Source organism: Embleya sp. NPDC005575 (assembly GCF_040605455.1).
In the GTDB taxonomy this organism is placed as follows: domain Bacteria; phylum Actinomycetota; class Actinomycetes; order Streptomycetales; family Streptomycetaceae; genus Embleya.
The window spans coordinates 1-19,533 of record NZ_JBEXCV010000124.1 but is presented as its reverse complement, the minus strand read 5'-3'; the positions used below and the strand labels follow the sequence as shown (position 1 = coordinate 19,533).

Genomic DNA, 19,533 nt, shown 5'->3' with positions numbered 1-19,533 from the left:
GGCCGACCCGAAACCGGCGCCACTCGCCGAGGTGCTCGCATATCGACCCGGAACCGGCGTCGAGCTCGTAGGGTCGATGCATGCTTTTGTGGATCAACGGCCCGTTCGGGGTCGGCAAGACGCAGACCGCGCACGAGTTGTCCCGGCGGTTGCCGGGCAGCGTGATCTGCGATCCGGAACTCGTCGGCTTCGGCCTGCACCGGATGTTGCCACCGGCGCTGCGTGGCGACTTCCAGGACCTGCCCGCCTGGCGACAGGGCGTGTTCGAGGTGCTGGACCTGGTGCTGAGCGAGCACGGCGGCCCGGTGATCGCGCCGATGACGGTGATCGAGCCGGGCAACTTCCGGGAGACAGTCGAACGATTGCGTGAACGCGGCCACGACGTGCGGCACTTCACCTTGCTCGCCGAGCGGGAGACGGTCCTGCGACGGCTGCGCGAGCGCGGCCTGGGGCACGCCGTGCGGGTGGTGGCCGGCAAGGCGGCGGCGCTGCGTCGGGAGAGCTTCGCGGTGTCCAGGCTCGACCTGTGCCTGGAGCGGCTGGCGGCCCCGGAGTTCGCCGAGCACGTGCACACCGATCGCATCGACGTCGCCCGGGTCGCCGATCGCATCGCGGACTCGGCCGGGCTGACCCCGACCCCGAACACCGACGGCCCGCTGCGCGGCCGGGCGCGCCGGGCCTGGGTCGGCGTCCGGCACATCCGGTTCTTCTGATCCGCGCGGGAGATCGACCCGGGGCGCGGCCCGCCGGGCGAAGGTCAGTCCTGTGCCGGCGGCAGTAGGCCGGTGATCGGGAACGCCGTGGTGTCCTGCGGCGGGCGGGACAGGTGCAGCGCGGTGTGGAAGTAGCCGGTGCTCTCCTTGCCCCGGGGGTCCTCGGCCGCGGCGATCACCGCCTCGACGGCGTAGCGCTGCTCCCGCTCGCTGGTGAAGCGGCGCTGCGGGAAGGTGTGCGTGGCGGCCTTCTCGGTGACCAGGCCGTGTGCGCTCAGGCCGTCGGCGATGGCCTGATAGGACCCCGTGCGCAGGACGAACGCGGCCACCCACGCAGGCTCCCGGGCGTCGGCCAGGAACGGCCGGAAGCTTCGCGGGGACAAAAAGCTGGCGCCGCCGGTGACGGTGATCAGCCGGGTCGGCCGCGCGGCTTCGAGCAGCGCCGACGAGGGCGGCGCCGACTCCAGGTTCTCCGCGAACCCTTCGTCGAGGAGGCCGACCGCCCGGGCGTACGTCACCGCGTTCGCAGCCACGTCGAGACCGACCACGCGCACCGCGTCCGAACGTCGGCGGGCCGCGTAGTAGGCGCGGTCGGCCTCGATCAGCTCGGCGGTGTCCAGCGCGGCGATGTGCGCGGAGCCGTACCGGTCGTACAGATCGGCCAGCGTCACGTGGTGGTTGAGCAGCGCCGCGTTGATCCCGTACGAGCAGCAGATGTCGAGCACGGTGACCGGTTCCAGGGTGCCGTCGCCATTGCCGGTCCGGGTGGCGAGCATGCGGCGGAAGATCCGCTGGGCGTGATGCGGCGTCTGGTATTCGAAGGATCCGAGCGCCCGAAAGAAGGCCCGTGGGTCCGGCCGGTCGTAGATGTCGTCGAACCGGGTCATCGCCTGCTCGCCGACCTCCGCCGACTCCGTATCCTCTGCCCCGGACATCACGGCCCCCTCTCTCTTCTCCTCCCGAAACGCTGCCCGTCGGCCACCCGAGCCAACCCCCTCGACGGGAGGCGCGGGAGCGCGGGCGGACCGGGCCGGCGAGCGTGGCATCGCGCCGGTAGGGCGACCGGCCCGTCCGGAGGGATCCGGCGCCCGAGCATCGGCCTCGTTTCAGGACGGGCCCGGGGGTGAATCTGCTCGACATGACCCACCGCCGAGGAGTTCCCGTGAATGCCGGCACCGGATCGACCGACCCCTCCGGCGCTGCGCCGGCCGTCGACATCGAACCGGACCCGCACGTGACCACCCTCGCCGAGGCCCCGGGCCTGCGCATCGCCACCCGCCGGATCCCCGGCTCGCCGCCCGCGAGCCCGCGCGCCTGGTTCGGCCAGGTCCGGGACACCCCGCTCGGCGCCCGGGCGATCTTCGGCGACGTGGCCGGCGATCCGCTGTGCGCACCCGATCGGATGGCGGATGTGCTCACCGCTTTCGCCGCGGCGGCGCCGAGCGCGCCGACCCTGTCCGAGATCGCGCACCGGGTCGCGTTGTCGCTGCGCGAGGACCATCGCCGCGGCCATCGGACCCTGGTCCGGCTGCTCCTGGTCGAACACGTCGGCGATCCGGTCGGTATCGGCTCGCTCACCCTGATCAATCGCGGCTACCCAACCCCGCTCCTGGTGGTGGGTCGCCGCGTGCTCGGCCTCGAACCGGCCTTCGCCACCCCGCCGATCGGTGCGCTGGCCCCCGGCAGCCTGCGCCCGTCGGAGCTGGCGGTCGCGGTCGGCCTCGGCGAGCGGGTCCTGCTGTACACCGACGGCCCGGCCGAGGCGGCCGACACCGGCGGCGACCACTACCCGCTGGCGGAACGCGCGCCCGATCGCCTGTACGGCGACTTCGCCGACGCGCTGGACCGCCTCGTGGTGGACATCGAGGCGCACTCCGACGCGTCCTTCACCGGCGACGCGGCGCTGTTCCTGCTCGAATCCGAGCAGCCGAGGCAGCCCGACCGGCCGCGGCAAGCACAGCAGCCCGGGCAACCCGACGCCTGACCGCACCGCCCCCGCACCCACCCGTTCGGCCCGTCCACAGCGCGCCCGTGCCGACCCGGTCCTACCGTTCGAACATGGCGAAGACCTCACCCAAGGGCGGCACGGCGGAGCACCGTCCGCGGATCACCATGCGGCAGATCGTGATCGTCATCGTGATCGTGCTGAGCGTCTGGTTCGTCCTGGCCAACACCGGAACCACCGCGATCCGCTTCTGGATCCCCGAAGTGCAGGCGCCGCTGTGGTTCGTGTTGGCCGGCACCTTCGTGGTCGGGGCGCTCTTCGGTTGGCTGATCGGGCGCAACCGCCGACCCCGGTGAGAGCAGCCGACGGCCGGCCGGTGAAAGCGCCCGCCCACTCGCCACCGGCGCACCCGGACCGGAATCCGGTGCCGCGACCGGAAACGCTTACCGGTTCACGGCGCCCGGCCCTACGGGACGCCCAGCCCAAGTCCCCCGGTCCCCCGGCCCTAGACGGCCGGCCCGCGCAGCGCCGTCGATGCGGCCAGGCGGGCTGCTGTCATGTTCGAGCGTGGCTGCGCGCGGGTGGGCTGCACCCCGTGCAGTCTGAGTTGGAACATCGCGTCGAAGCGGGCGTCCCCGTCGGCGAGGTCGATCGCGCCCACCTCGGACAGCCGGCGCAGCCGATAGCGGAACGTGTTCGGGTGCACGTGCACGGCCGCCGCGGCCGCGGTGACGTCGCCGAAGGTGTCCAGCCACGCCGCGAGGGTCTCGGTGAGATGCGTGTCGTGCTCGGCGTCATAGGCGCGCAGCCGGGTCACCGGGCCCGCCGGCGCGTCGTCGGTGGCGGCGACCCGGTCCGCGACGTCGACCAGCAGCGAGGACACGTACACGTCGCACAGTCGGGCCACCCGCAGTGACGAACGGCCCGCGCGCAGCACCCGCAGCGCACGGTCCGCGTCCGCCCGGGAGGAGGGCAGGTCCACCTCGCGCGCGGCCACCCGGCCCACGCCCACCACCGCCTCGATGCGACCACCGATCCGGGCCAGGAACTCCTCGGCGAGCCGCACCGCCCTGGCGTCCGACTCGGTGGGCAGGATCGCGTAGGTGAAGCCGCCCAATCGTGCGGTGGCGGTGCGCGGATGGACCGCCGCCAGATGCAGGGCCAGCGCGTCGACGATCCGGTGTTCCTCCGCGCTGCGCTCCGCCGGTGCCGAGTCGCCGACCACGGCGAGTGCGAGCACGCACGCGGGTTGGTGGGCCAGGCCCAGTCGGCCGGCCGCGTCCACCGCCGCCGGGCCGCCTTCGAGCACGGTGGCGAGCAGGTCGGTGCGCAGTCTGCGCTCCACGTCCGCGCCGGCCCGGCGGCGCAGCAGGTGCAGCGCGACCACCTTGGCCGCCTCGGTCAGCGAGCGTGACAACTCGTCGGACAGCGGCTCGCGCACCACGACCCAGATCGAGCCGAGGATCTCGTCCCCGGCCCGGACCGCGATGGCCACCCGTGGCATGTCGGAGACACCGGCCAGGTAGAGCGGTCCCTCGTTGCGGTAGAGAGCGTGGAAGGCGCCGCGCTCCTCAAGGATGCGCAAAATCTCCGCAGGCACCTGGCGGTCCAGGATCGTGGCGATCCGGGGTTTGTCCGCCTCGTCCTGACGGCTGGAAAAGGCCAGCACGCGCCCGCTGCGGTCCTCCACCGTGACCGGTCCGTCCAACAGCGCGGCGATCGCGTTGACCAGCGCGAACAGATCGCCGGCGGGCGCACCGTCGAGGGTTTCGCCGCTCTGCGCGGTGCCCACCTCGTCCACCGCGAGCAGAGCCCGCAGCAGGGTGGAGACCTGCGACCAGGAGGCGCCGGGGGTGAGTGCCAGGATCACCACGCCGGTGCTCGCGACGGCCGCCTCGATCTCGGCGTCCACCACGATCGGGCCGCGTACCACGATGGCCGGTGCGCCCAATTGGGCGGCGCGGTGCACCAGGGCGGCGATGTCGGGGGATCCGTAGACGGCGACGCCCAGGATCACCGCGCCCGGCGGGTGGGAGGGTTCGTCGTGCGGGTCGTGGATGATCACGCCGGTGACCTCGCGGTCGGGATCCGGCTTGCCGGCCGCCACCGCGAACAGGGTCGAACCGAGGTCGTCGATGATGCGCCCGAGGACGGCGCGCGGACGCGGGGTCATGGGCTGCCCACCGGGATGTGGGCGGGGGCGCTGCTCCGAAGGGGTATTCGCCGGCTGCCCGGCGCGTTCATGCTGCTCGGTGGGTTCATGTCAGGGGAATCCAATCCGTCGACACAGGTCCCCCGTTGAGCCTGTCGAGCCCGGGGCCGGCCGTTGTCGCCGATGGCCGGCCCGTGGGCGGGAGTCTAAACGATCTTGGGGTGGATATGGGGAGGCAATATCGGCACACTTTGCGCGATGTGGTCTCTCACGGCCGGTGCCGCTGCGGTCCGCGGTCGAGCACGTAGCGCCCGTCCCGGCCGAAGCCGCGCACGCGCCGGCCCTGGGCCATCAGCCCGCCCAGTACCTCGCGCACCGCCAGCCGCCACCCCCGCGCCGCCGACGGGTCGGCCCGGCGCAGCGCCTCGATGTCCCGCGGCACCGCCACCAGCACTACGTCCCCGTCGGTGCGGCCCGGAATCGGCCGTCCGTCGGGACCCGCGTCCAAGCCGATCACGACCTCCCCCGCGAGATCCTCGGTGTCGACGGGTTGCGGCACCCCGGCGCAGGCGAGCGCGACCCGGTCGGCGGTCAGGTCCCACCGGGCCAGCAGCCGATCGGAGAGGTCGTCGCCGTTGATGGCGTCGGACATCGGCCCGTAGAAGTCGGCCAGATACTCGGCGGGTACCGCGCCGAGCTTGGCCAGGTTGAAATAGGCGTTGCGCCCGACCAGGGGGTCGAACGTCCAGGTGACCCGGGTGATCCCGCGCTCCAGACACCACGCGCGCTGGTACACCTTGAGCGCGTAGCCCACTTCGCGCCCGCGTGAGCGTTCGTCGACGCCGGCGATGTGCGAGTGCAGGCCCTCGGTGGAGAGCAGGCCCACCCCCGCACCGATCAACCGGTCGCCCTCGTAGGTACCCACGACGTAGCCGCCGGCGTGTGACACCACGGTCATCAGCTCGGGATTGATCATCGGGTTGGTCGGGGCGGGCTGCCAGACGCGTTGGAACAGGTCGCACGCGTCGGCCATCTCGCCCAGGGTGTGCAGTTCGCGAATCTCGATGTGGGCCACGCGAGCCGCGCGGTCGGCCGCCTCGGCCGCGCGGTCGCGAAGTGCACCGGGGTCGGGCTCGGGTTCGCGGTCGGCGCGGTACAGGTCGCCGCCGGTACGCGCGCCCGCCGGTGTCGGCGTCATCGGGTCGTTGCCTCCGTCTCCGCGTCGGTCGCGGCCTCGACCGCAGCCCGCTCGGGCAGCGGCTCACCGATGGTGGGTACGCCGGACAGCAGGGCCCGGGTGTACTCGTGTTCGGGGTTCTCCAGGACCTGCGCGGCCGGGCCGCACTCGACCAGGACACCTCGGTCCATCACCGCGATCCGGTCCGCCAGATAGCGCACGACGGCCAGGTTGTGCGAGATGAACAACATCGCGAAGCCGAGTTCGCGTTGCAGGTCGCGGATCAGGTTGAGCACCGCGCCCTGGACCGAGACGTCCAGTGCGGAGGTGACCTCGTCGGCGACCAGCACCGCGGGCCGGGCGGCGAGCGCGCGGGCCAACGCGACGCGTTGGCGCTGGCCGCCGGAGAGCGCGTGCGGCAGCCGTCCACTCACCCCGGGGTCGATGCCGACCAGGTCGAGGTAGCGGGCCACCTCGCTCGCTCGCGTCGCGCGGTCGGTGCGCGGCACCGCCTCGGCGACCGAACCGCCGATGGTCAGGCGCGGGTTGAGCGACGCGAACGGGTCCTGGAAGACCAACTGGATCGGCCTGCGCCCGGGCTTGCGGCCCTGGTCGACGCCGTCCACCAGGACCTGTCCCGCGTAGACGGGCACCAGTCCGACCGCAGCCCGGCCCAGGGTGGACTTGCCCGATCCGGAGCCGCCGACCAGGCCGACCACGCTGCCCGCGGGCACCTCCAGGGACACGTCGTCGACGGCGGTCGACGCGGTGCGGCCGCGGCCGTAGCGCACGGTGATGTTGCGCAGTTCGAGCGAACCGGACGTGACGCTCGCGGCGGGGCCCGGGGCGGCTTCGGCGGCGGAGGAATCCACCGTGCTCACGGCTTTCATCGTGCCTCCTCCAGTTCGTGGGTGGCGGTGGTGATCGGGTCCCAGCACGCGACGCGGCGTCCGTGGCCGAGCTGTTCCAGGACCGGTTCCTCGGTGCGGCAGCGGTCGGTGGCCCGGGCGCAGCGCGGCGCGAACGGGCAACCGACGCTCGCCTCGCCGGGCTCGGGCGGCCGACCGGGGATGGTCGCCAGCGGCACGTCCCGGTCGGTGGTCATGCTGGGCACCGCGCCGATCAACGCGGCCGAGTACGGGTGGGCGACGCCGTCGGCGAGGTCCCCGACGGGGAGTTCCTCGACGATGCGACCCGCGTACATCACCACGACGCGGTCGCACACCTGGGAGACGACGGCGATGTCGTGCGAGATGAGCAGCAGCGCGGCGCCGGATTCGGTCCGCACGTCCCGGAGCAGGGCCAGCACCTGAGCCTGCACGGTCACGTCCAGGGCCGTGGTGGGCTCGTCGGCGATGATCAGGCGGGGCTCGCCCATCAGGCCCATCGCGATCATCACGCGTTGGCGCATGCCGCCGGAGAACTCGTGCGGACGCTTGCGGACCCGCAGTTCGGGGTTGATGATGCCCACCGCGCCCAGGCGGGAGACGGCCCGGGTGAGGGCCGCCGCGCGCCCGGCGTTGTGGTGCACCTCGGCCACCTCGGCGAGTTGCCGGCCGACCGTGAGCGCGGGGTTGAGCGAGGCCATCGGGTCCTGGAAGACCATGGCCATCGAAGTTCCCTTGGGCGCCTGCTTGTTCAGGTCCCGGTCACCGAAGCGCAGGGTACCGGCGCTGACTCGGCCCGGGTGCGGGACGAGTCCGGCCGCGGCCAGCGCGGTCAGGCTCTTGCCCGAGCCGGACTCGCCGACGATGCCGACCGCTTCACCTTCGGCGACGGTGAGGCAGACGTCGTGCACGGCGGTGTGGCCGGGGAAGCGGACCCGCAGGTGGTCGATGTTCAGCAGCGCGGACTCGGCGGCTTCGGCGGGCTGTTCGGCGACTGCGTCGGCCGTCTTGAGCTCGGCCTGCGGCGCGGTGCGACCGGCGCTCGCCTTGGCGACCACCTCGCCGATCAGGCCGAAGGTGATGCCGGTGAGCACGATCGCGGAACCCGGACCGACCGCCGACATCGGGTCCACCATGACCCGGTCGAGTTGCTCGTTGAGCAGGCGACCCCAGTCGTAGTCGGGCGGTTGCACGCCCAGACCGAGGAAGGACAGGCCGGAGAAGGCGACCAAAATGCCGGCGGCGGCCGTCGAGACGAACAGCGCGACGGGTTCGGCGATGTTGGGCAGGATGTGCCGAACGATGATCCGGAAGCGGCCGACGCCGAGGATCCGTGCCGCCGCCACGTAGTCGGTGCCGGCGATCGAGGCGGTCAGGTTCTGCACGAGCCGGGCGGTGCTGGGTGCCGCGCCCAGGCCGATGGCGAAGGCTGCGGAGAAGGTGCCGACGCCGAAGATGACCGCGAGGAAGAGCACGAACAGCAGGCCTGGGAAGGCGACGAGCAGGTTGACCGTCGCGGTGATCAGGCGACCGGCACGGCGGCCGAGCACGGCCGGCAGTACACCCAGGACCAGACCGCCGACCACCGCGATCAGCGTGGCGAACAGGGTCAGTTCCAGCGTGAGCCGGGTCGCCACCACCACGCGGGCGGCGATGTCGCGACCGAGCGCGTCGGTACCGAACAGGTGCTCGGTGCCGCTGTGTTTGCCGATCGCGTCGGTGTCGATCCGGTCGGCGGTGTCGCCGACCAGCATGGGTCCGAAGATCGCCGTCAGGGCGATGATCGTGCTCGCGACGGCGGCGGTGATCCCCAGCGGGGTGCGCAGTGCGAGGCGAAGTCTTGGTGCGTTGGCCATCTTCAGCTCCCGCGAATCGTGGACTGGGGATCGGCGGCGGCGACGGCGAGGTCGACCACGAAGTTGATCGTGAGGGCGGCGGCTCCGTAGACCAGCACGATGCCTTGGACGAGCGGATAGTCCTTCTGCAGGATCGCCTGGACGATGGTCATGCCCAGGCCGGGCCAAGCGAAGACGTTCTCGATCAGGACGGTGCCTGCCAGCAGGCCGCTGAGCAGCAGGCCGCCGAGGGTGAGCGAGGAGGTCAGCAGGTTGGGCAACGCGTGCCGCAGGTAGACCAGTCGGCCCGGCAGTCGCTTGGCCCGGGCGGTGCGCATGTAGTCCGTCTCGAACACGCGCAGCGCCTCGACCCGAACGATTCGCGACAGCGCGGCAATCGGGGTGACGGCCAGGGCGAGCACCGGCAGGACGTAGGAGTCCGGCCCCTCGCGCAGCGCCACCGGGAACCAGCCGAGCGAGACCCCGAACACCGAGGCGAGGCCGACGGCGAGGAGGAACTCCGGGATGGCCACGATCGCCCCGGTCGAGGAGGCGAAGGCGAGCTCGCCGCGCCGGCGCCGGCCGTTGCGGGTCCACACGGCCATGGCCATGCCCAGCGGGATGGCCACCAGCATCACCAGGAGGAACGCGTAGATCGCGATCTCTATGGTCGCCGGCAGTCGGTCGCCGATCATCCGGGACACCGGGACCCGGGCGGTGATCGATTCGCCCAGATCGCCGTGGAAGAGCCCGCTCACGAAGTGCTTGTACTGGGAGATCAGCGAGTCGTCCAGGCCCAGTTGTTCCTTGCGGGCCGCGACCGCCTCGGGCGTGGCGTTGAGTCCCAGGGCCCCGCGGACCGGGTCGCCGGGGACGAAGTGGATCATCGCGAAGGCGGCGGTGACCAGTGCGGCCAGCGAAACCAATAGGCGCCCGGTGCGACGCACGAGGAAGGAGGTCCAGGGGCCGAGCCGGAAGTCGATCACCCGGCCGGCCGAACTTGCGGTGCCGGCTGCGGTGCTCATCGGCCACCTACCTTGCGCAGGGTGGTCGGAATGGGACCGCCACCGTCGAGTTCGAAGCTGTAGCCCCGAGCGAAATAGGGAGTCATCGAGTCCATGAAAGTCACCACATCGAGACGTTTGATCAACTCGGATTCGGCCGCGGTCCACTCGGGACAACCCGAGATGTCCGGCTTGGCCATGGCGAGTGCCACGAGACGTTTGTACTCGGGGTTGTCCAGCGAACCGAAGTTGAGCCCGTCCGGCGGAGGGGGACCCATGAAGAACGGAAGGATCTGGTCGGGTGTGGTCACCGAGAGCGGCGCCCACGCGACTTCCCACTGACCGCCCATCAGGATCGTGCCGTTCGTCGCGGCGGTGGTCGGCTGAGTGCTGACCTTGACGCCGAACGAGTTCCACTGCTTCACCGCCAGCTCGACGGCGGCGATGAGCTGGTTGCCGAACACGCCGGGGTAGGGCATGGAGATCGACAGCTGCTTGCCGTCCTTGCTCCAGCGCCCGCCGGACTTCTTCCACCCCGCCGTCCGCAGCGCCTCCGCGGCCCGAGCCACGTCGTGCGGCGGAAGGTGGTCGGTGACCGCGTCGTCGGTGCAGGGCGGCCCCATGGTGACGCCGACTCGGGTCGCGGGGTGGCCCTTGCCGCCGGTGGCCACCGCACCGATCTGCTTGAGGTCGAGCGCCTCGATCAGCGCCCGGCGCACCAGGGGATCGGCGGTGACCCGATTGGGGGCCTCGTTGAAGACCAGCATCCCCAAGGGGTCGCGCTGGATGGTGGACTTGATGCCGGCAGCGGTCAGTCGGGTGCGGTCGCCGCCCACGACGGACGCGATGTCGAGCTGGCCGCCGAGCAACAGATTCGCCTTGGTGGACTCGTTGGTGATGACCTTGAAGACCACCCGGTCGGGCAGGCCGGCGCTGCCGATGCCGTCCGGCCCCCACGCGTAGCCGGCGCGCTTGGTGAAGGTGAAGTGGTCGCCCGGGACCACCTGGCTCAGTCGGTAGGGACCGGTGCCGTCGGACGCGTGGTTCAGGTTGTCGGGCGATCGCATGCCGGAGGGGCACACCACTCGCAACATCGAGGTGCCGCGGACCAGGAACGGGGCCGGGTCCGGGGTCTTCAGCGTCAGAGTGCCGGCCGCGTCGTCGGCGGTGGCAACGGTCCCGGGAGGCACCATCAGGCCGTACAGCGGCGACTTGTTGGCCGGGTCGGCGATGTACGCGTACTCGGCCGCGATGTCCGAGGCGGTCAGTGCTCGGCCGCTGTCGCACATCACGTCGCGTCGGATCGTGAAGGTCGCCGAGGTCGCGTCGGAGGTCCACTTCTCGGCGACCCCCGAGACGATCCGCCCGTCGTTCGCGATGTTGATCAGCGAGTCGTAGGAGTAGCGGTTCATCGTGACCGCGGACGAGGTCAGGGCGGTCAGCGGATTCATGTTGCCGGGGTCGCCTTCGATCGCGATCGTGACGGAGTCGCCGTCACCGGCGCCACCATCGGTCCCGGTGCCTCCGCACCCGGCGGCAAGCAGGCCCAACGCAACGACCGCCACGGCCCCGCGTGGGGCGCGTCTCATCGCGCGCCTCCGGCGGAACAGTCGACGCCGCCCTGCTCGCTGCCGTGCGCGGCAGCCGACTCGCCGGCCGCCACGCGCGGAACCGCGCGGGTCATGTGCAGAAAGCCGGCCCGGTCGCCGTCGCCGAGGAAGGCGTACTGCGTGTGCTGCCCACCCTGCGCCTGGACCTCGATCAGTGTGCGAGCGTCGCGGACCACCACCTTGGTGGTCTTGACCTGCGCGCCACCGACCATCTCGGCCACGGAGCCGAGGGTGCGCATGGTGAGTTCCAGCCCCTCCTCGGTCTCGGCCACGTCGAACACCACCACGTTCGAGGCATAGCGGCCTACGAAGAAGCGCGAGTCCACCGCGGGAGGTTCCGCGGGCGGCAGCTGGGCCTCCGGTACCACCACGTCGGCGCTCATCGCGAACACCTCGCGGACCAGGTCGTACATCACGGCCAAGTCGCCGCCGTTGGTGAGGATCGCGATCGAGACGTCGCTCTCGGGGGCCACCCGCAGGATCGCGCTCTGGCCTATGGTGCCGCCGTCGTGACCGACGACCGGGCCGCCGACCCAGTCGAACAGATTCCAGCCCAACCCCCACGCGCCGCCGACCGCCCCGATGTCGGGCACCTGGACCTGCGGCTCGCGCATCGCGAGCGCGGACGCCTCCGACAGCAGGCGCGTACCGTCCGCGAGCAGTCCCCGGGAAACATGCGCGGCGGCGAACGCGACCAGGTCGGTCGCCGTGGTGGTCAGGGTCGAGCTGGCCGGCGCGTTGGAACGCGGCATCTCCCATACCGGAACCCTGATCGGGGTCCCGTCCGGCCCGGACACGTGTCCGATCGCCACCCGGTGCAGGATCGCCTCGTTCGCGCTGGTGGCCAACCGGCCCAGGCCCAGAGGCACCGCTATCCGCTCACGCAGCGTCGCCTCCCACGTCTGGCCGGTGAGCACCTCGATGATCCGGCCGAGCGTGACGAACCCGCTGTTGCAGTACGAGAACATCTCGCCGGGTGCGAACAGTTGGCCGGCCTTCTCCGCCAGGTCCGCGACCAGCTTGGCCACCGCGTCGTCCCCGAAACCGTGATCCTCGAACAGGTCGCCCTCGAAACCCGCGGTGTGGCACAGCAGCTGACGGGGCGTCACCACCTGTGCGGCGGCCTCGTCGACGAGCCTGAATTCCGGGAGGTAGGTTCGCACGGGGGCGTCCAGGTCGAGCACGCCCTCGTCGACGAGCTGCATGATCAGCGTCGCCGTCCAGACCTTGGTGATCGACCCGATCTGGAAGATCGAGTCCGGGGTCACCGGGTATCCGATCTCCACGTCGAGCACGCCCGTGGCGGCCACGACCGTCTCGTCGCCCATCCGTACCGCGACGCTCGCGCCGGGGACGTTGCCACGCTTGGCCAACTCGCCGAGTCGGGTCGCTAGATACTCGGGCGTCGGCAGTGTCCGGGCAGCAGACCCGAACACATCGGATCGTCCCATCGTGGGATACCTCCTCGGAAGGCGGCGGCGAGTGCCGCAGAGGACGATCACGGTAGGCAGCCCCCGAAAACCTCGAATCGTCGTCGTGGACGAAGAACCGCCGCCGAACCTGTCCGAATCACCGACGCCGAGCAGTACCGCTTCCCGCGATCCTCGGCAGAGGCCGCTGACGGTCCGCTCACCGACCGCCCCGGTTCCTTCAGGACTCGCGCGATTCGGGCCGACCACCGGCAACGCGAGGAAGCGGGAGTGACCGATGGACGTGTACATCTCGATCGACATGGAAGGTGTGGCGGGCATCGCCACGCTGGACCAGATCTGGCGCGGCGGCACCGGCTACCCCCGGGCCCAGCACCTGATGACCGGCGAGGCGAACGCCGCGATCGAGGGCGCCTTCGCGGCGGGCGCGGAGCGCGTACTGATCAACGACAGCCACGGCACGATGGACAACCTGATCGCTGAGGACCTCGATCCCCGGGCCCGGATGATCCTCGGCTCGCCCAAGGCCCAGTGCATGGCCCACGGCCTGGGCCCGCAGCACGCGGTGGCCCTGTTCGTCGGCTACCACGCGGCGGCCGGCAAGCCGGGCGTGCTCTCGCACACCTTCTCCGGCAACTTCACCTCGGTCGAACTGAACGGCCGGCACGTCACCGAGGCCGAGGTCATCGCGCTGCTCGCGGCGCAGCACAGGGTGCCGATCGGGCTGGTCACCGGCGACAACCACGTGTGCTCGGTGGCCGAGGAGGCGTTCCCCGGTGTGGTCACCGCGCAGGTCAAGTCCGCCGAGGGGTGGGCCGCGGCCGACACCATGCACCCGTCCCTGGCCCGGGACCTGATCCGGGAGAAGGCCGCGCTGGCGGTCAAGAACGCGACCTCGCTGCACGCATTGCCGATGCCCGAGGAACTGGTCCTGGAGGTGGGTTTCCAACTCCCCCTGGCCGCCGAGTTCGCAGGCTCGGTGCCCGGTGCGGAACGCCTGGACCTGTTGACGGTGCGGTGCACGGCGGCGGATCCCAACACGCTGATGGACCTGATCAACATCTGGTACTCGGTGGCCGCCCACGCCGCCGCCAACCACCTGCCGAACACGGGCAAGCGCTGAGCATCAGCACCGGGCCCCACGGACCCACCCGACGATTCACGGAGCGCACATGAGCACCGACCAAGAGCCGATCGAGCTGGCCAAGACCATCCGGGACATCTTCGACGCGGCCGAGGTGGACGGCTACCTGCACGTACGCGACCTCGATGGCGACGACGAGGTCGACTACCGCGCCGACGCCCCGGTCGTGCTGGCCTCGGTCTTCAAGATTCCGATCGCCCTGGAGTACGCCCGCCAGGCCGCCGCGGGCCGGCTGGACCGGGCCGGGCGGCACGTGGTCGCCGATGCCGACAAGGCAGGCGACGGCATCGGCACGGACGGCTGCATGCACGACGTCGAGATGAGCGCGCGCGACCTCGCCTACATGATGATGACGATGAGTGACAACGCGGCCACCGACCTGGTGCTCGGTCTGGTCGGCCGCGAGAACGTGCGGGCGACGCTGGACGAGTTGGGCTGCCACGGCACCTCGGTCACCGGGTGCAAGGAACTGTTCGCGAGCGTGATGGGCGATCTGAACATCGACCGGAACGCCGACGACGCCGATGCGCAGCTCGCACAGGTCACTCCCGACCGGCTCCGCACGCTGGCGGTCCGCGATCCCGAGCACACCGCCTCGACCACCCCGCGCGAGATCACCAAGCTGCTCGCCGCCATCTGGCGCGACGAGGCCGGTCCCGCCGAGGCGTGCGCCGAGGTGCGCGAGATCATGGGCCGGCAGATCTGGCCGCACCGGCTCTCCTCCACGTTCGGGGACGAGATCCGGGTCTCCGGCAAGACCGGCACCCTGTGGGGCGTGCGCAACGAGGCCGGCGTCGTGGAATACCCGGACGGCAAGCGCTACGCCGTCGGGGTGTTCCTGCGCTCGGAGTCGATGGGCTTCCGCCTCCCGCGCGCCGACGCCGCGATCGGCCTGGCCGCGCGCGCCGCGATAGACCACCTGCGCGCCTGACCCGGTGCCGTACCCGGCGACCCGTGCCCTGTCGCCGGGTACGGCATCAGCGCGTGTTCCGGAGGGGGTTCGGGAACACGCCCGGCCCCCGCGTCCCGACCCGGCCTGCCGTCCCGCCGGGTCAGGGCGCGGGGTCTCCCGGTTTGCGGGCCACGTACACGGTGTTGGTCGCCGTACCGCCCTGGAGTGGGTTGTCGAAGTCGACCACGTGCGCGGCCGTGTCCGCGAACACCTCGGCGAGCGCCGCGCCGAACTCCGCGTCCGGCGGGTCGTTCGACCACAGTGCGAAGACGCCGTCCGGGTGCAGCCGATCGGCCAGTGCGCGCAAGCCGGCGGGCCGGTAGAGCGCGGCGTGGCCGGGGTGCAACACGTGCCTCGGCGAGTGGTCGACGTCCAGCAGGATGGCGTGGAATCGCCGACCCGGCGCCTGCGGGTCCCACCCCTGTGGATCGGCCGCAAGCGCGAAGAAGTCGCCTTGGACCAGCCGACAGCGAGGGTCGCCCGCCAGCCCGGCGCCCAGCGGCACCAGGCCGCGCCGATGCCAGTCGATCACCTCGCCGAGCGCGTCGACCACGATCAGGCTGTGCACGCGCGGGTCGTCCAGCGCCGCCCTGGCGGTGTATCCGAGCCCGAGCCCGCCCACCACGACGTCGAGTCGTGCACCGGGCAGCGCGGCCAGGCCGAGTCGGGTGAGCGCGATCTCGCCCGCGGTGAACAGGCTGGACATCAGGAACTCGTCGCCGAGCTTGACCTCGTACACGTCCTCGCCCGTGGCCGGGTCCCGCCTGCGGCGCAGACTGATCTCGCCCATCGGCGTCGGCCGCCAGTCGAGTTCCTCGAAACGCGCGCTCATCCGTGCACCCTCAACCGTGTCGGTGCCGCTCTCCGGCGCCAGTGGGTGGTCAGCCTATAGAGCGCGCGGACTCCGGGGCGCCACACACGAGGCAGGGCGGGACTCGGGGTCGGCCACGGTCGCGGCTCCCACACGCGGGGCCGCCGTGCCCGGCTCTGCCGCACGCACGGATCCCGTGACTCCCGCGCGCGGGGCGGACGGGCTTGGCTGCGGCCACGGAGTCGGGCCCGATCTTTCGTCGGCGGCGACGGTGCGACCCGGTGCGGACGCGGCGGAGAGTGACGCCATGCGAATGCCGGCGGAACCGAACCCTGGAGCCCGACCATGACCGCGCTCGCGACCGACCGACCGGGGCCCCGCCCGCGGATCCGCGACTTCGGCCACGCACTGGGCCGATGGAATCCCGGGGCATGGAACGCGATCACCGACGTACCGGACGTACGCGTGGGCCACACCACGCTGTGCGACCCCGAGGCGGGGCTGTACTCGGGGGTGACCGCGATCGTGCCCGACGCGCTGCATACGCACGGCCCGCTGCGCGCGGGGCTGTTCGTCGGCAACGGCTACGGAAAGTTCGTCGGAGCCACCCGACTGGTCGAACTCGGCGAACTGGAGACCCCGTTGCTGCTGACCTCCACGCTGTCCACCTTCAGTGCCGCGGACGCCCTGCTGACCTGGCTGCCGGAGCGCGCCGACCCGCCGCCGACCTCGGTCAACCCGGTGGTCGGCGAGATCAACGACACGTGGTTGTCCCGGGCCCGACCACGACCGCTGACGGCGGCGCACGTACACGCCGCGCTCGACACCGCCTCCACCGGACCGGTGCCGCAAGGCAACGTGGGCGGGGGCACCGGTGCCTGCGCACTGGGCTACAAGGCGGGCATCGGCACCGCGTCGCGCCGGGTGCCGACGGACACCGGCGAGGCGACCGTGGGCGTCCTGGTCCAGGCCAACATGTCCGGCGACCTGCGCTTGGGCGGCCAACTGATGCGGCCCGTCTCGCTGGGTCTGCCGACCGCCGGGCCGGTGGGCGAGCAGGGGTCGTGCGTGGTTGTGGTCGCCACCGATCTGCCCTGCTCCACCCGCGAGTTGACCCGGATCGCCGGCCGCGGCGTGTTCGCCCTTGCTCGGGTCGGCGCGGCGTTCGCACACGGCAGCGGCGACTACGGGGTGGCCCTTTCCACCGCACCGCCGGGTGCGGTGGAGCCGCTGCCCTCGACGCTGCTCGACACGGTGTTCGCGGCGACCATGGACGCCGTCGAGGAGGCGGTCCTGGACGCCCTGTTGGCCGCCGAGACGGTCCACGCCCCGGCCGGGCACCGGGCGTACGCGCTGCCGCACGCGGCTGTCCGCCGCGCCCTCGGATGAGCGGCGCGGGGCCGCCCGCCCGACTGGGCGTCCTGGGCGGGATGGGCCCGTTGGGCATCCGCCGCGAGGTGCCGGGCGAGGCGGGCACCGTCCTGCCCGTGATCGACTCCACCGCCGCACTCGTCGACATCGCGCTCACCCACCTGCTGGGACCGGCGGCACTGCCGAACCGAGCGGCCGAGGGGCCGGGGCACCGGAATGGCTGTTTCCCACTTGCGACTTTCCTCCCATTTTCCCAACACGACGAGTCGCGTAATGACACTGTGTTCATCAGTCGACACCTACCGCTATCACCGGGGCGGTGTCGGCATCGTTCGCGCGATCCGACGAAGTGGGAGGGACCGACGTGAGTTCACAGGAACCGCAGCCGACCAGCCTCTACCCCGAACTGGACGAGGCGACCTTGACACAGGTCGTCGAAGCACTGGAGACCGGAAACACCGGGCGACTCGCACCGTCCCGGGTGGCCGAGGTCCGGGAAGCCCGGGCCCAGGCCGACTTCAGCAAGGTGACCGTACCCGGCGCCGGGGGCGTGGGGCTGGACGGCGGGCTCTGGCTGCACCGGGACGACCGACCCCGGCCGTTGATCGTGATGCCGTCGCCGTGGGTGAACCTGGGCTGGGTCGTCTACGCGGTGCAGGCGACCCTGTTCGCACTCAAGGGCTACCACGTACTGGCCTACACCGCACGGGGGTTCGGTGCCTCCCAAGGCGAGGTCGAGGTGGCCGGGCCCGAGGACATCGAGGACGGCACCGCAGCGATCAACTTCGTGGAGGCCCAGGCCCGGGGCGAGATCAGCGGCGTCGGCTTCCTCGGCGATTCCTACGGCTCCGGCATCAGCCAACTGGTCGCCGCCGAGGACATTCGGGTGGACGCGGTGGTGGCATTGAGCACGTGGGGCGACCTGGGCGAGGCGTTCTACGAGAACGGCACCCGGCATCTCGCCGCGGTCTCCACGCTGTTGGGCGCGGCGGCCGAGGCCCGGCTCAGCGAACGGACCCGGCAGGCATTCGAGGACGTCCTGACCAACCCGGAAGTGCAACCGTCGCTGGACTGGGCGCTGCCGCGTTCGCCGTACCACCACGTCGGAAGGATCAACGGCCGCGGCGTGCCGATCCTGTACGCGAACGCGTGGCACGAGACGCTGTTCCCCACCAACCAGACGCTGAAGATGTTCAACGCGCTGACCGGCCCGAAGCGCCTCCTGTTGTCCATCGGCGACCACTCGGGGCCGGAGTCGCCGGGCATCATCGGGCTGCCGAACCGGATCTGGGCGGACGCGCACCGGTGGTTCGACCACCACCTCAAGGACGTCGCCAACGGCATCGACACCGAGGGCGAGGTGGTCTCACAGATCATGTGGAAGGGCCCGGTCGAGGAACAGCCCACGTGGGGTGCGGTCACCGGACACACCGAACGGCTGTACCTGTCCGGCCCCTCGAACGGCGGCGACGGCATGCTCGCCGACAAGCCGGGGCTCGACACGGACGTCGTCTTCCGTTCCGGCGCCGACACGCCGGCCACCGTCGCAAACAAGATCATCTTCTCCGGTTACGCGGAGATGGCCGGCCTGCCCAAGGACTACCCGACCGAGGAGATCGACCGCGCGCACGCGGGCGTCTGGAGCACCGTACAGCTGCCCGTCGCAATGAAGCTGCGCGGCGTCCCCCGACTGCGACTGACCTACACGGCGGACGGGCCGACACCCACGCTGATCGCACACCTCTTCGACGTGAATACCGACGGCGGGGCCAACATCATCACGCACGCGCCGTTCACAGACGTCGAGGGTACGGCCGGGCAACCGGTCACCCTGGACATCGCACTTCAGGCCACCGGCTACAACGTCGCGGCCGGCCACCGGGTGATGCTGGTGCTGGACACGTTCGACCCCTTCTACGGGTCGGCGCCCGTCGCGGGCAGCACGATCACCATCTCCCCCTCCGAGGAGGATCCGTCCTACCTGGAACTCCCGGTGAGTTGATGATGCGATAGCCGATCGCGGCGTTCGGCGCGACTCTCCGGTCGTCGCGCCGAGCGCCGGGCAGCCCCGTCGTCCGGTTCCCTGTCCGGATTCTCTCCGCCGTAGGCAACTTCCGTGCACAGCACGGAGTTTGACAGATTTTGCCGACCCCTCGAACGCGCATTGAACGGGACCGGCCGACCGTGTGAGCGTTTGCCGATCGGGCACGAACCCGGCGGCCACGCTCGTCGGCGGTTCGCTCTCCTTGCGGACACCGCATGGCGAAGCCGGATTCGTGGTCGAGGTCTGCCTTCCACTCAAGGAGCCTCGATGAATCGCAAAACGGTGACGGCCGGGACCGTCCTGGCCGTGCTCGCCGGTTTGGCGGTCTCCACGACCGCGCAGTCGGCTTCCGCCGATCCGTCCCCCCCGCCCGGCTCGCAGTCGCTGGCGGTCTCCGCCGCCGACCGCGCCGCGGCCAGCGGTCTGGACTCCCTCGCCAAGGGTCCCGACGAGCAGTA

Annotated in this window: 16 protein-coding genes and 1 pseudogene; 8 read left to right on the top strand and 9 right to left on the bottom strand. The window is 71.4% G+C overall.

Going from position 1 to position 19,533, the window contains the following annotated elements; genetic code table 11:
• Positions 1–80: 80 nt before the first annotated feature.
• Positions 81–713, top strand: coding sequence for an AAA family ATPase (locus ABZS54_RS31355; RefSeq protein ID WP_355543641.1), 633 nt, complete (start codon positions 81–83; stop codon positions 711–713).
• Positions 714–757: 44 nt separating this feature from the next.
• Here the strand turns inward: ABZS54_RS31355 and ABZS54_RS31350 are convergent, their stop codons facing one another.
• A complete protein-coding gene (locus tag ABZS54_RS31350; RefSeq protein ID WP_355543638.1) occupies positions 758–1,648 on the bottom strand; it encodes a hypothetical protein in 891 nt (296 codons plus the stop codon).
• A gap of 227 nt (positions 1,649–1,875) precedes the next feature.
• On the opposite strand from ABZS54_RS31350, the gene ABZS54_RS31345 reads away from it, so the two are divergent.
• Together ABZS54_RS31345 and ABZS54_RS31340 are read left to right on the top strand one after the other, a co-directional pair.
• On the top strand, positions 1,876–2,697 hold the full coding sequence (locus ABZS54_RS31345) for a SpoIIE family protein phosphatase (RefSeq protein ID WP_355543635.1): 822 nt from the start codon (positions 1,876–1,878) through the stop codon (positions 2,695–2,697).
• 74 nt (positions 2,698–2,771) lie between these two features.
• Positions 2,772–3,014 carry a LapA family protein gene (locus tag ABZS54_RS31340; RefSeq protein WP_355543632.1) on the top strand — a complete coding sequence of 81 codons (243 nt, stop codon included), beginning with the start codon at positions 2,772–2,774 and terminating at the stop codon, positions 3,012–3,014.
• 149 nt (positions 3,015–3,163) lie between these two features.
• Here the strand turns inward: ABZS54_RS31340 and ABZS54_RS31335 are convergent, their stop codons facing one another.
• The 7 genes from ABZS54_RS31335 to ABZS54_RS31305 form a co-directional block, all read right to left on the bottom strand.
• The gene (locus tag ABZS54_RS31335; protein WP_355543629.1) at positions 3,164–4,831 is read right to left on the bottom strand and encodes a helix-turn-helix domain-containing protein; all 1,668 of its coding nucleotides are present in this window, start codon (positions 4,829–4,831) and stop codon (positions 3,164–3,166) included.
• A 247-nt stretch (positions 4,832–5,078) separates the two neighbouring features.
• Positions 5,079–6,008, bottom strand: coding sequence for a GNAT family N-acetyltransferase (locus ABZS54_RS31330; RefSeq protein ID WP_355543626.1), 930 nt, complete (start codon positions 6,006–6,008; stop codon positions 5,079–5,081).
• Positions 6,005–6,877 (bottom strand): ATP-binding cassette domain-containing protein, encoded by an 873-nt coding sequence (locus ABZS54_RS31325; RefSeq protein ID WP_355543623.1) that lies wholly within the window; start codon positions 6,875–6,877, stop codon positions 6,005–6,007. The genes ABZS54_RS31330 and ABZS54_RS31325 overlap by 4 nt, the downstream gene beginning before the upstream one ends.
• Entirely contained in the window at positions 6,874–8,730 is a 1,857-nt protein-coding gene (locus ABZS54_RS31320) for a dipeptide/oligopeptide/nickel ABC transporter permease/ATP-binding protein (RefSeq protein ID WP_355543621.1), read from the bottom strand. The genes ABZS54_RS31325 and ABZS54_RS31320 overlap by 4 nt, the downstream gene beginning before the upstream one ends.
• Positions 8,731–8,732: 2 nt before the next feature.
• Complete coding sequence (locus tag ABZS54_RS31315; RefSeq protein WP_355543619.1) at positions 8,733–9,734, bottom strand: ABC transporter permease; 1,002 nt, start codon at positions 9,732–9,734, stop codon at positions 8,733–8,735.
• The gene (locus ABZS54_RS31310) at positions 9,731–11,302 is read right to left on the bottom strand and encodes an ABC transporter substrate-binding protein (protein ID WP_355543616.1); all 1,572 of its coding nucleotides are present in this window, start codon (positions 11,300–11,302) and stop codon (positions 9,731–9,733) included. Before ABZS54_RS31310 ends, ABZS54_RS31315 begins: the two co-directional genes overlap by 4 nt.
• On the bottom strand, positions 11,299–12,774 hold the full coding sequence (locus ABZS54_RS31305) for a serine hydrolase domain-containing protein (protein WP_355543613.1): 1,476 nt from the start codon (positions 12,772–12,774) through the stop codon (positions 11,299–11,301). Before ABZS54_RS31305 ends, ABZS54_RS31310 begins: the two co-directional genes overlap by 4 nt.
• Positions 12,775–13,030: 256 nt before the next feature.
• Here ABZS54_RS31305 and ABZS54_RS31300 point away from each other — a divergent pair, with 256 nt between their 5' ends.
• Positions 13,031–13,876, top strand: coding sequence for a M55 family metallopeptidase (locus ABZS54_RS31300; RefSeq protein ID WP_355543610.1), 846 nt, complete (start codon positions 13,031–13,033; stop codon positions 13,874–13,876).
• Positions 13,877–13,925: 49 nt separating this feature from the next.
• Positions 13,926–14,828, top strand: a complete 903-nt coding sequence (locus ABZS54_RS31295) for a serine hydrolase (RefSeq protein WP_355543607.1) — start codon at positions 13,926–13,928, stop codon at positions 14,826–14,828.
• Between the two features lie 121 nt (positions 14,829–14,949).
• Here the strand turns inward: ABZS54_RS31295 and ABZS54_RS31290 are convergent, their stop codons facing one another.
• Entirely contained in the window at positions 14,950–15,681 is a 732-nt protein-coding gene (locus tag ABZS54_RS31290; protein WP_355543604.1) for a spermidine synthase, read from the bottom strand.
• 324 nt (positions 15,682–16,005) lie between these two features.
• On the opposite strand from ABZS54_RS31290, the gene ABZS54_RS31285 reads away from it, so the two are divergent.
• The 3 genes and pseudogenes from ABZS54_RS31285 to ABZS54_RS31275 all read left to right on the top strand — a co-directional run.
• Positions 16,006–17,049: a P1 family peptidase gene (locus tag ABZS54_RS31285; RefSeq protein WP_355543601.1), complete on the top strand. Its 1,044-nt coding sequence runs from the start codon at positions 16,006–16,008 to the stop codon at positions 17,047–17,049.
• A gap of 346 nt (positions 17,050–17,395) precedes the next feature.
• A complete protein-coding gene (locus ABZS54_RS31280) occupies positions 17,396–19,033 on the top strand; it encodes a CocE/NonD family hydrolase (protein ID WP_355543598.1) in 1,638 nt (545 codons plus the stop codon).
• 309 nt (positions 19,034–19,342) lie between these two features.
• Positions 19,343–19,533: pseudogene (locus ABZS54_RS31275) on the top strand (M4 family peptidase); the annotation flags it as partial.

What these genes read in the sequence shown, in the direction of transcription:
- ABZS54_RS31330 (WP_355543626.1), bottom strand. Translation starts at nt 6,008, where the DNA reads ATGACGCCGACACCGGCGGGCGCGCGTACCGGCGGCGACCTGTACCGC.
- ABZS54_RS31310 (WP_355543616.1), bottom strand. Translation starts at nt 11,302, where the DNA reads ATGAGACGCGCCCCACGCGGGGCCGTGGCGGTCGTTGCGTTGGGCCTG.
- ABZS54_RS31290 (WP_355543604.1), bottom strand. Translation starts at nt 15,681, where the DNA reads ATGAGCGCGCGTTTCGAGGAACTCGACTGGCGGCCGACGCCGATGGGC.
- ABZS54_RS31295 (WP_355543607.1), top strand. Translation starts at nt 13,926, where the DNA reads ATGAGCACCGACCAAGAGCCGATCGAGCTGGCCAAGACCATCCGGGAC.
- ABZS54_RS31285 (WP_355543601.1), top strand. Translation starts at nt 16,006, where the DNA reads ATGACCGCGCTCGCGACCGACCGACCGGGGCCCCGCCCGCGGATCCGC.
- ABZS54_RS31325 (WP_355543623.1), bottom strand. Translation starts at nt 6,877, where the DNA reads ATGAAAGCCGTGAGCACGGTGGATTCCTCCGCCGCCGAAGCCGCCCCG.
- ABZS54_RS31340 (WP_355543632.1), top strand. Translation starts at nt 2,772, where the DNA reads ATGGCGAAGACCTCACCCAAGGGCGGCACGGCGGAGCACCGTCCGCGG.
- ABZS54_RS31355 (WP_355543641.1), top strand. Translation starts at nt 81, where the DNA reads ATGCTTTTGTGGATCAACGGCCCGTTCGGGGTCGGCAAGACGCAGACC.
- ABZS54_RS31320 (WP_355543621.1), bottom strand. Translation starts at nt 8,730, where the DNA reads ATGGCCAACGCACCAAGACTTCGCCTCGCACTGCGCACCCCGCTGGGG.
- ABZS54_RS31350 (WP_355543638.1), bottom strand. Translation starts at nt 1,648, where the DNA reads ATGTCCGGGGCAGAGGATACGGAGTCGGCGGAGGTCGGCGAGCAGGCG.
- ABZS54_RS31335 (WP_355543629.1), bottom strand. Translation starts at nt 4,831, where the DNA reads ATGACCCCGCGTCCGCGCGCCGTCCTCGGGCGCATCATCGACGACCTC.
- ABZS54_RS31305 (WP_355543613.1), bottom strand. Translation starts at nt 12,774, where the DNA reads ATGGGACGATCCGATGTGTTCGGGTCTGCTGCCCGGACACTGCCGACG.
- ABZS54_RS31315 (WP_355543619.1), bottom strand. Translation starts at nt 9,734, where the DNA reads ATGAGCACCGCAGCCGGCACCGCAAGTTCGGCCGGCCGGGTGATCGAC.
- ABZS54_RS31300 (WP_355543610.1), top strand. Translation starts at nt 13,031, where the DNA reads ATGGACGTGTACATCTCGATCGACATGGAAGGTGTGGCGGGCATCGCC.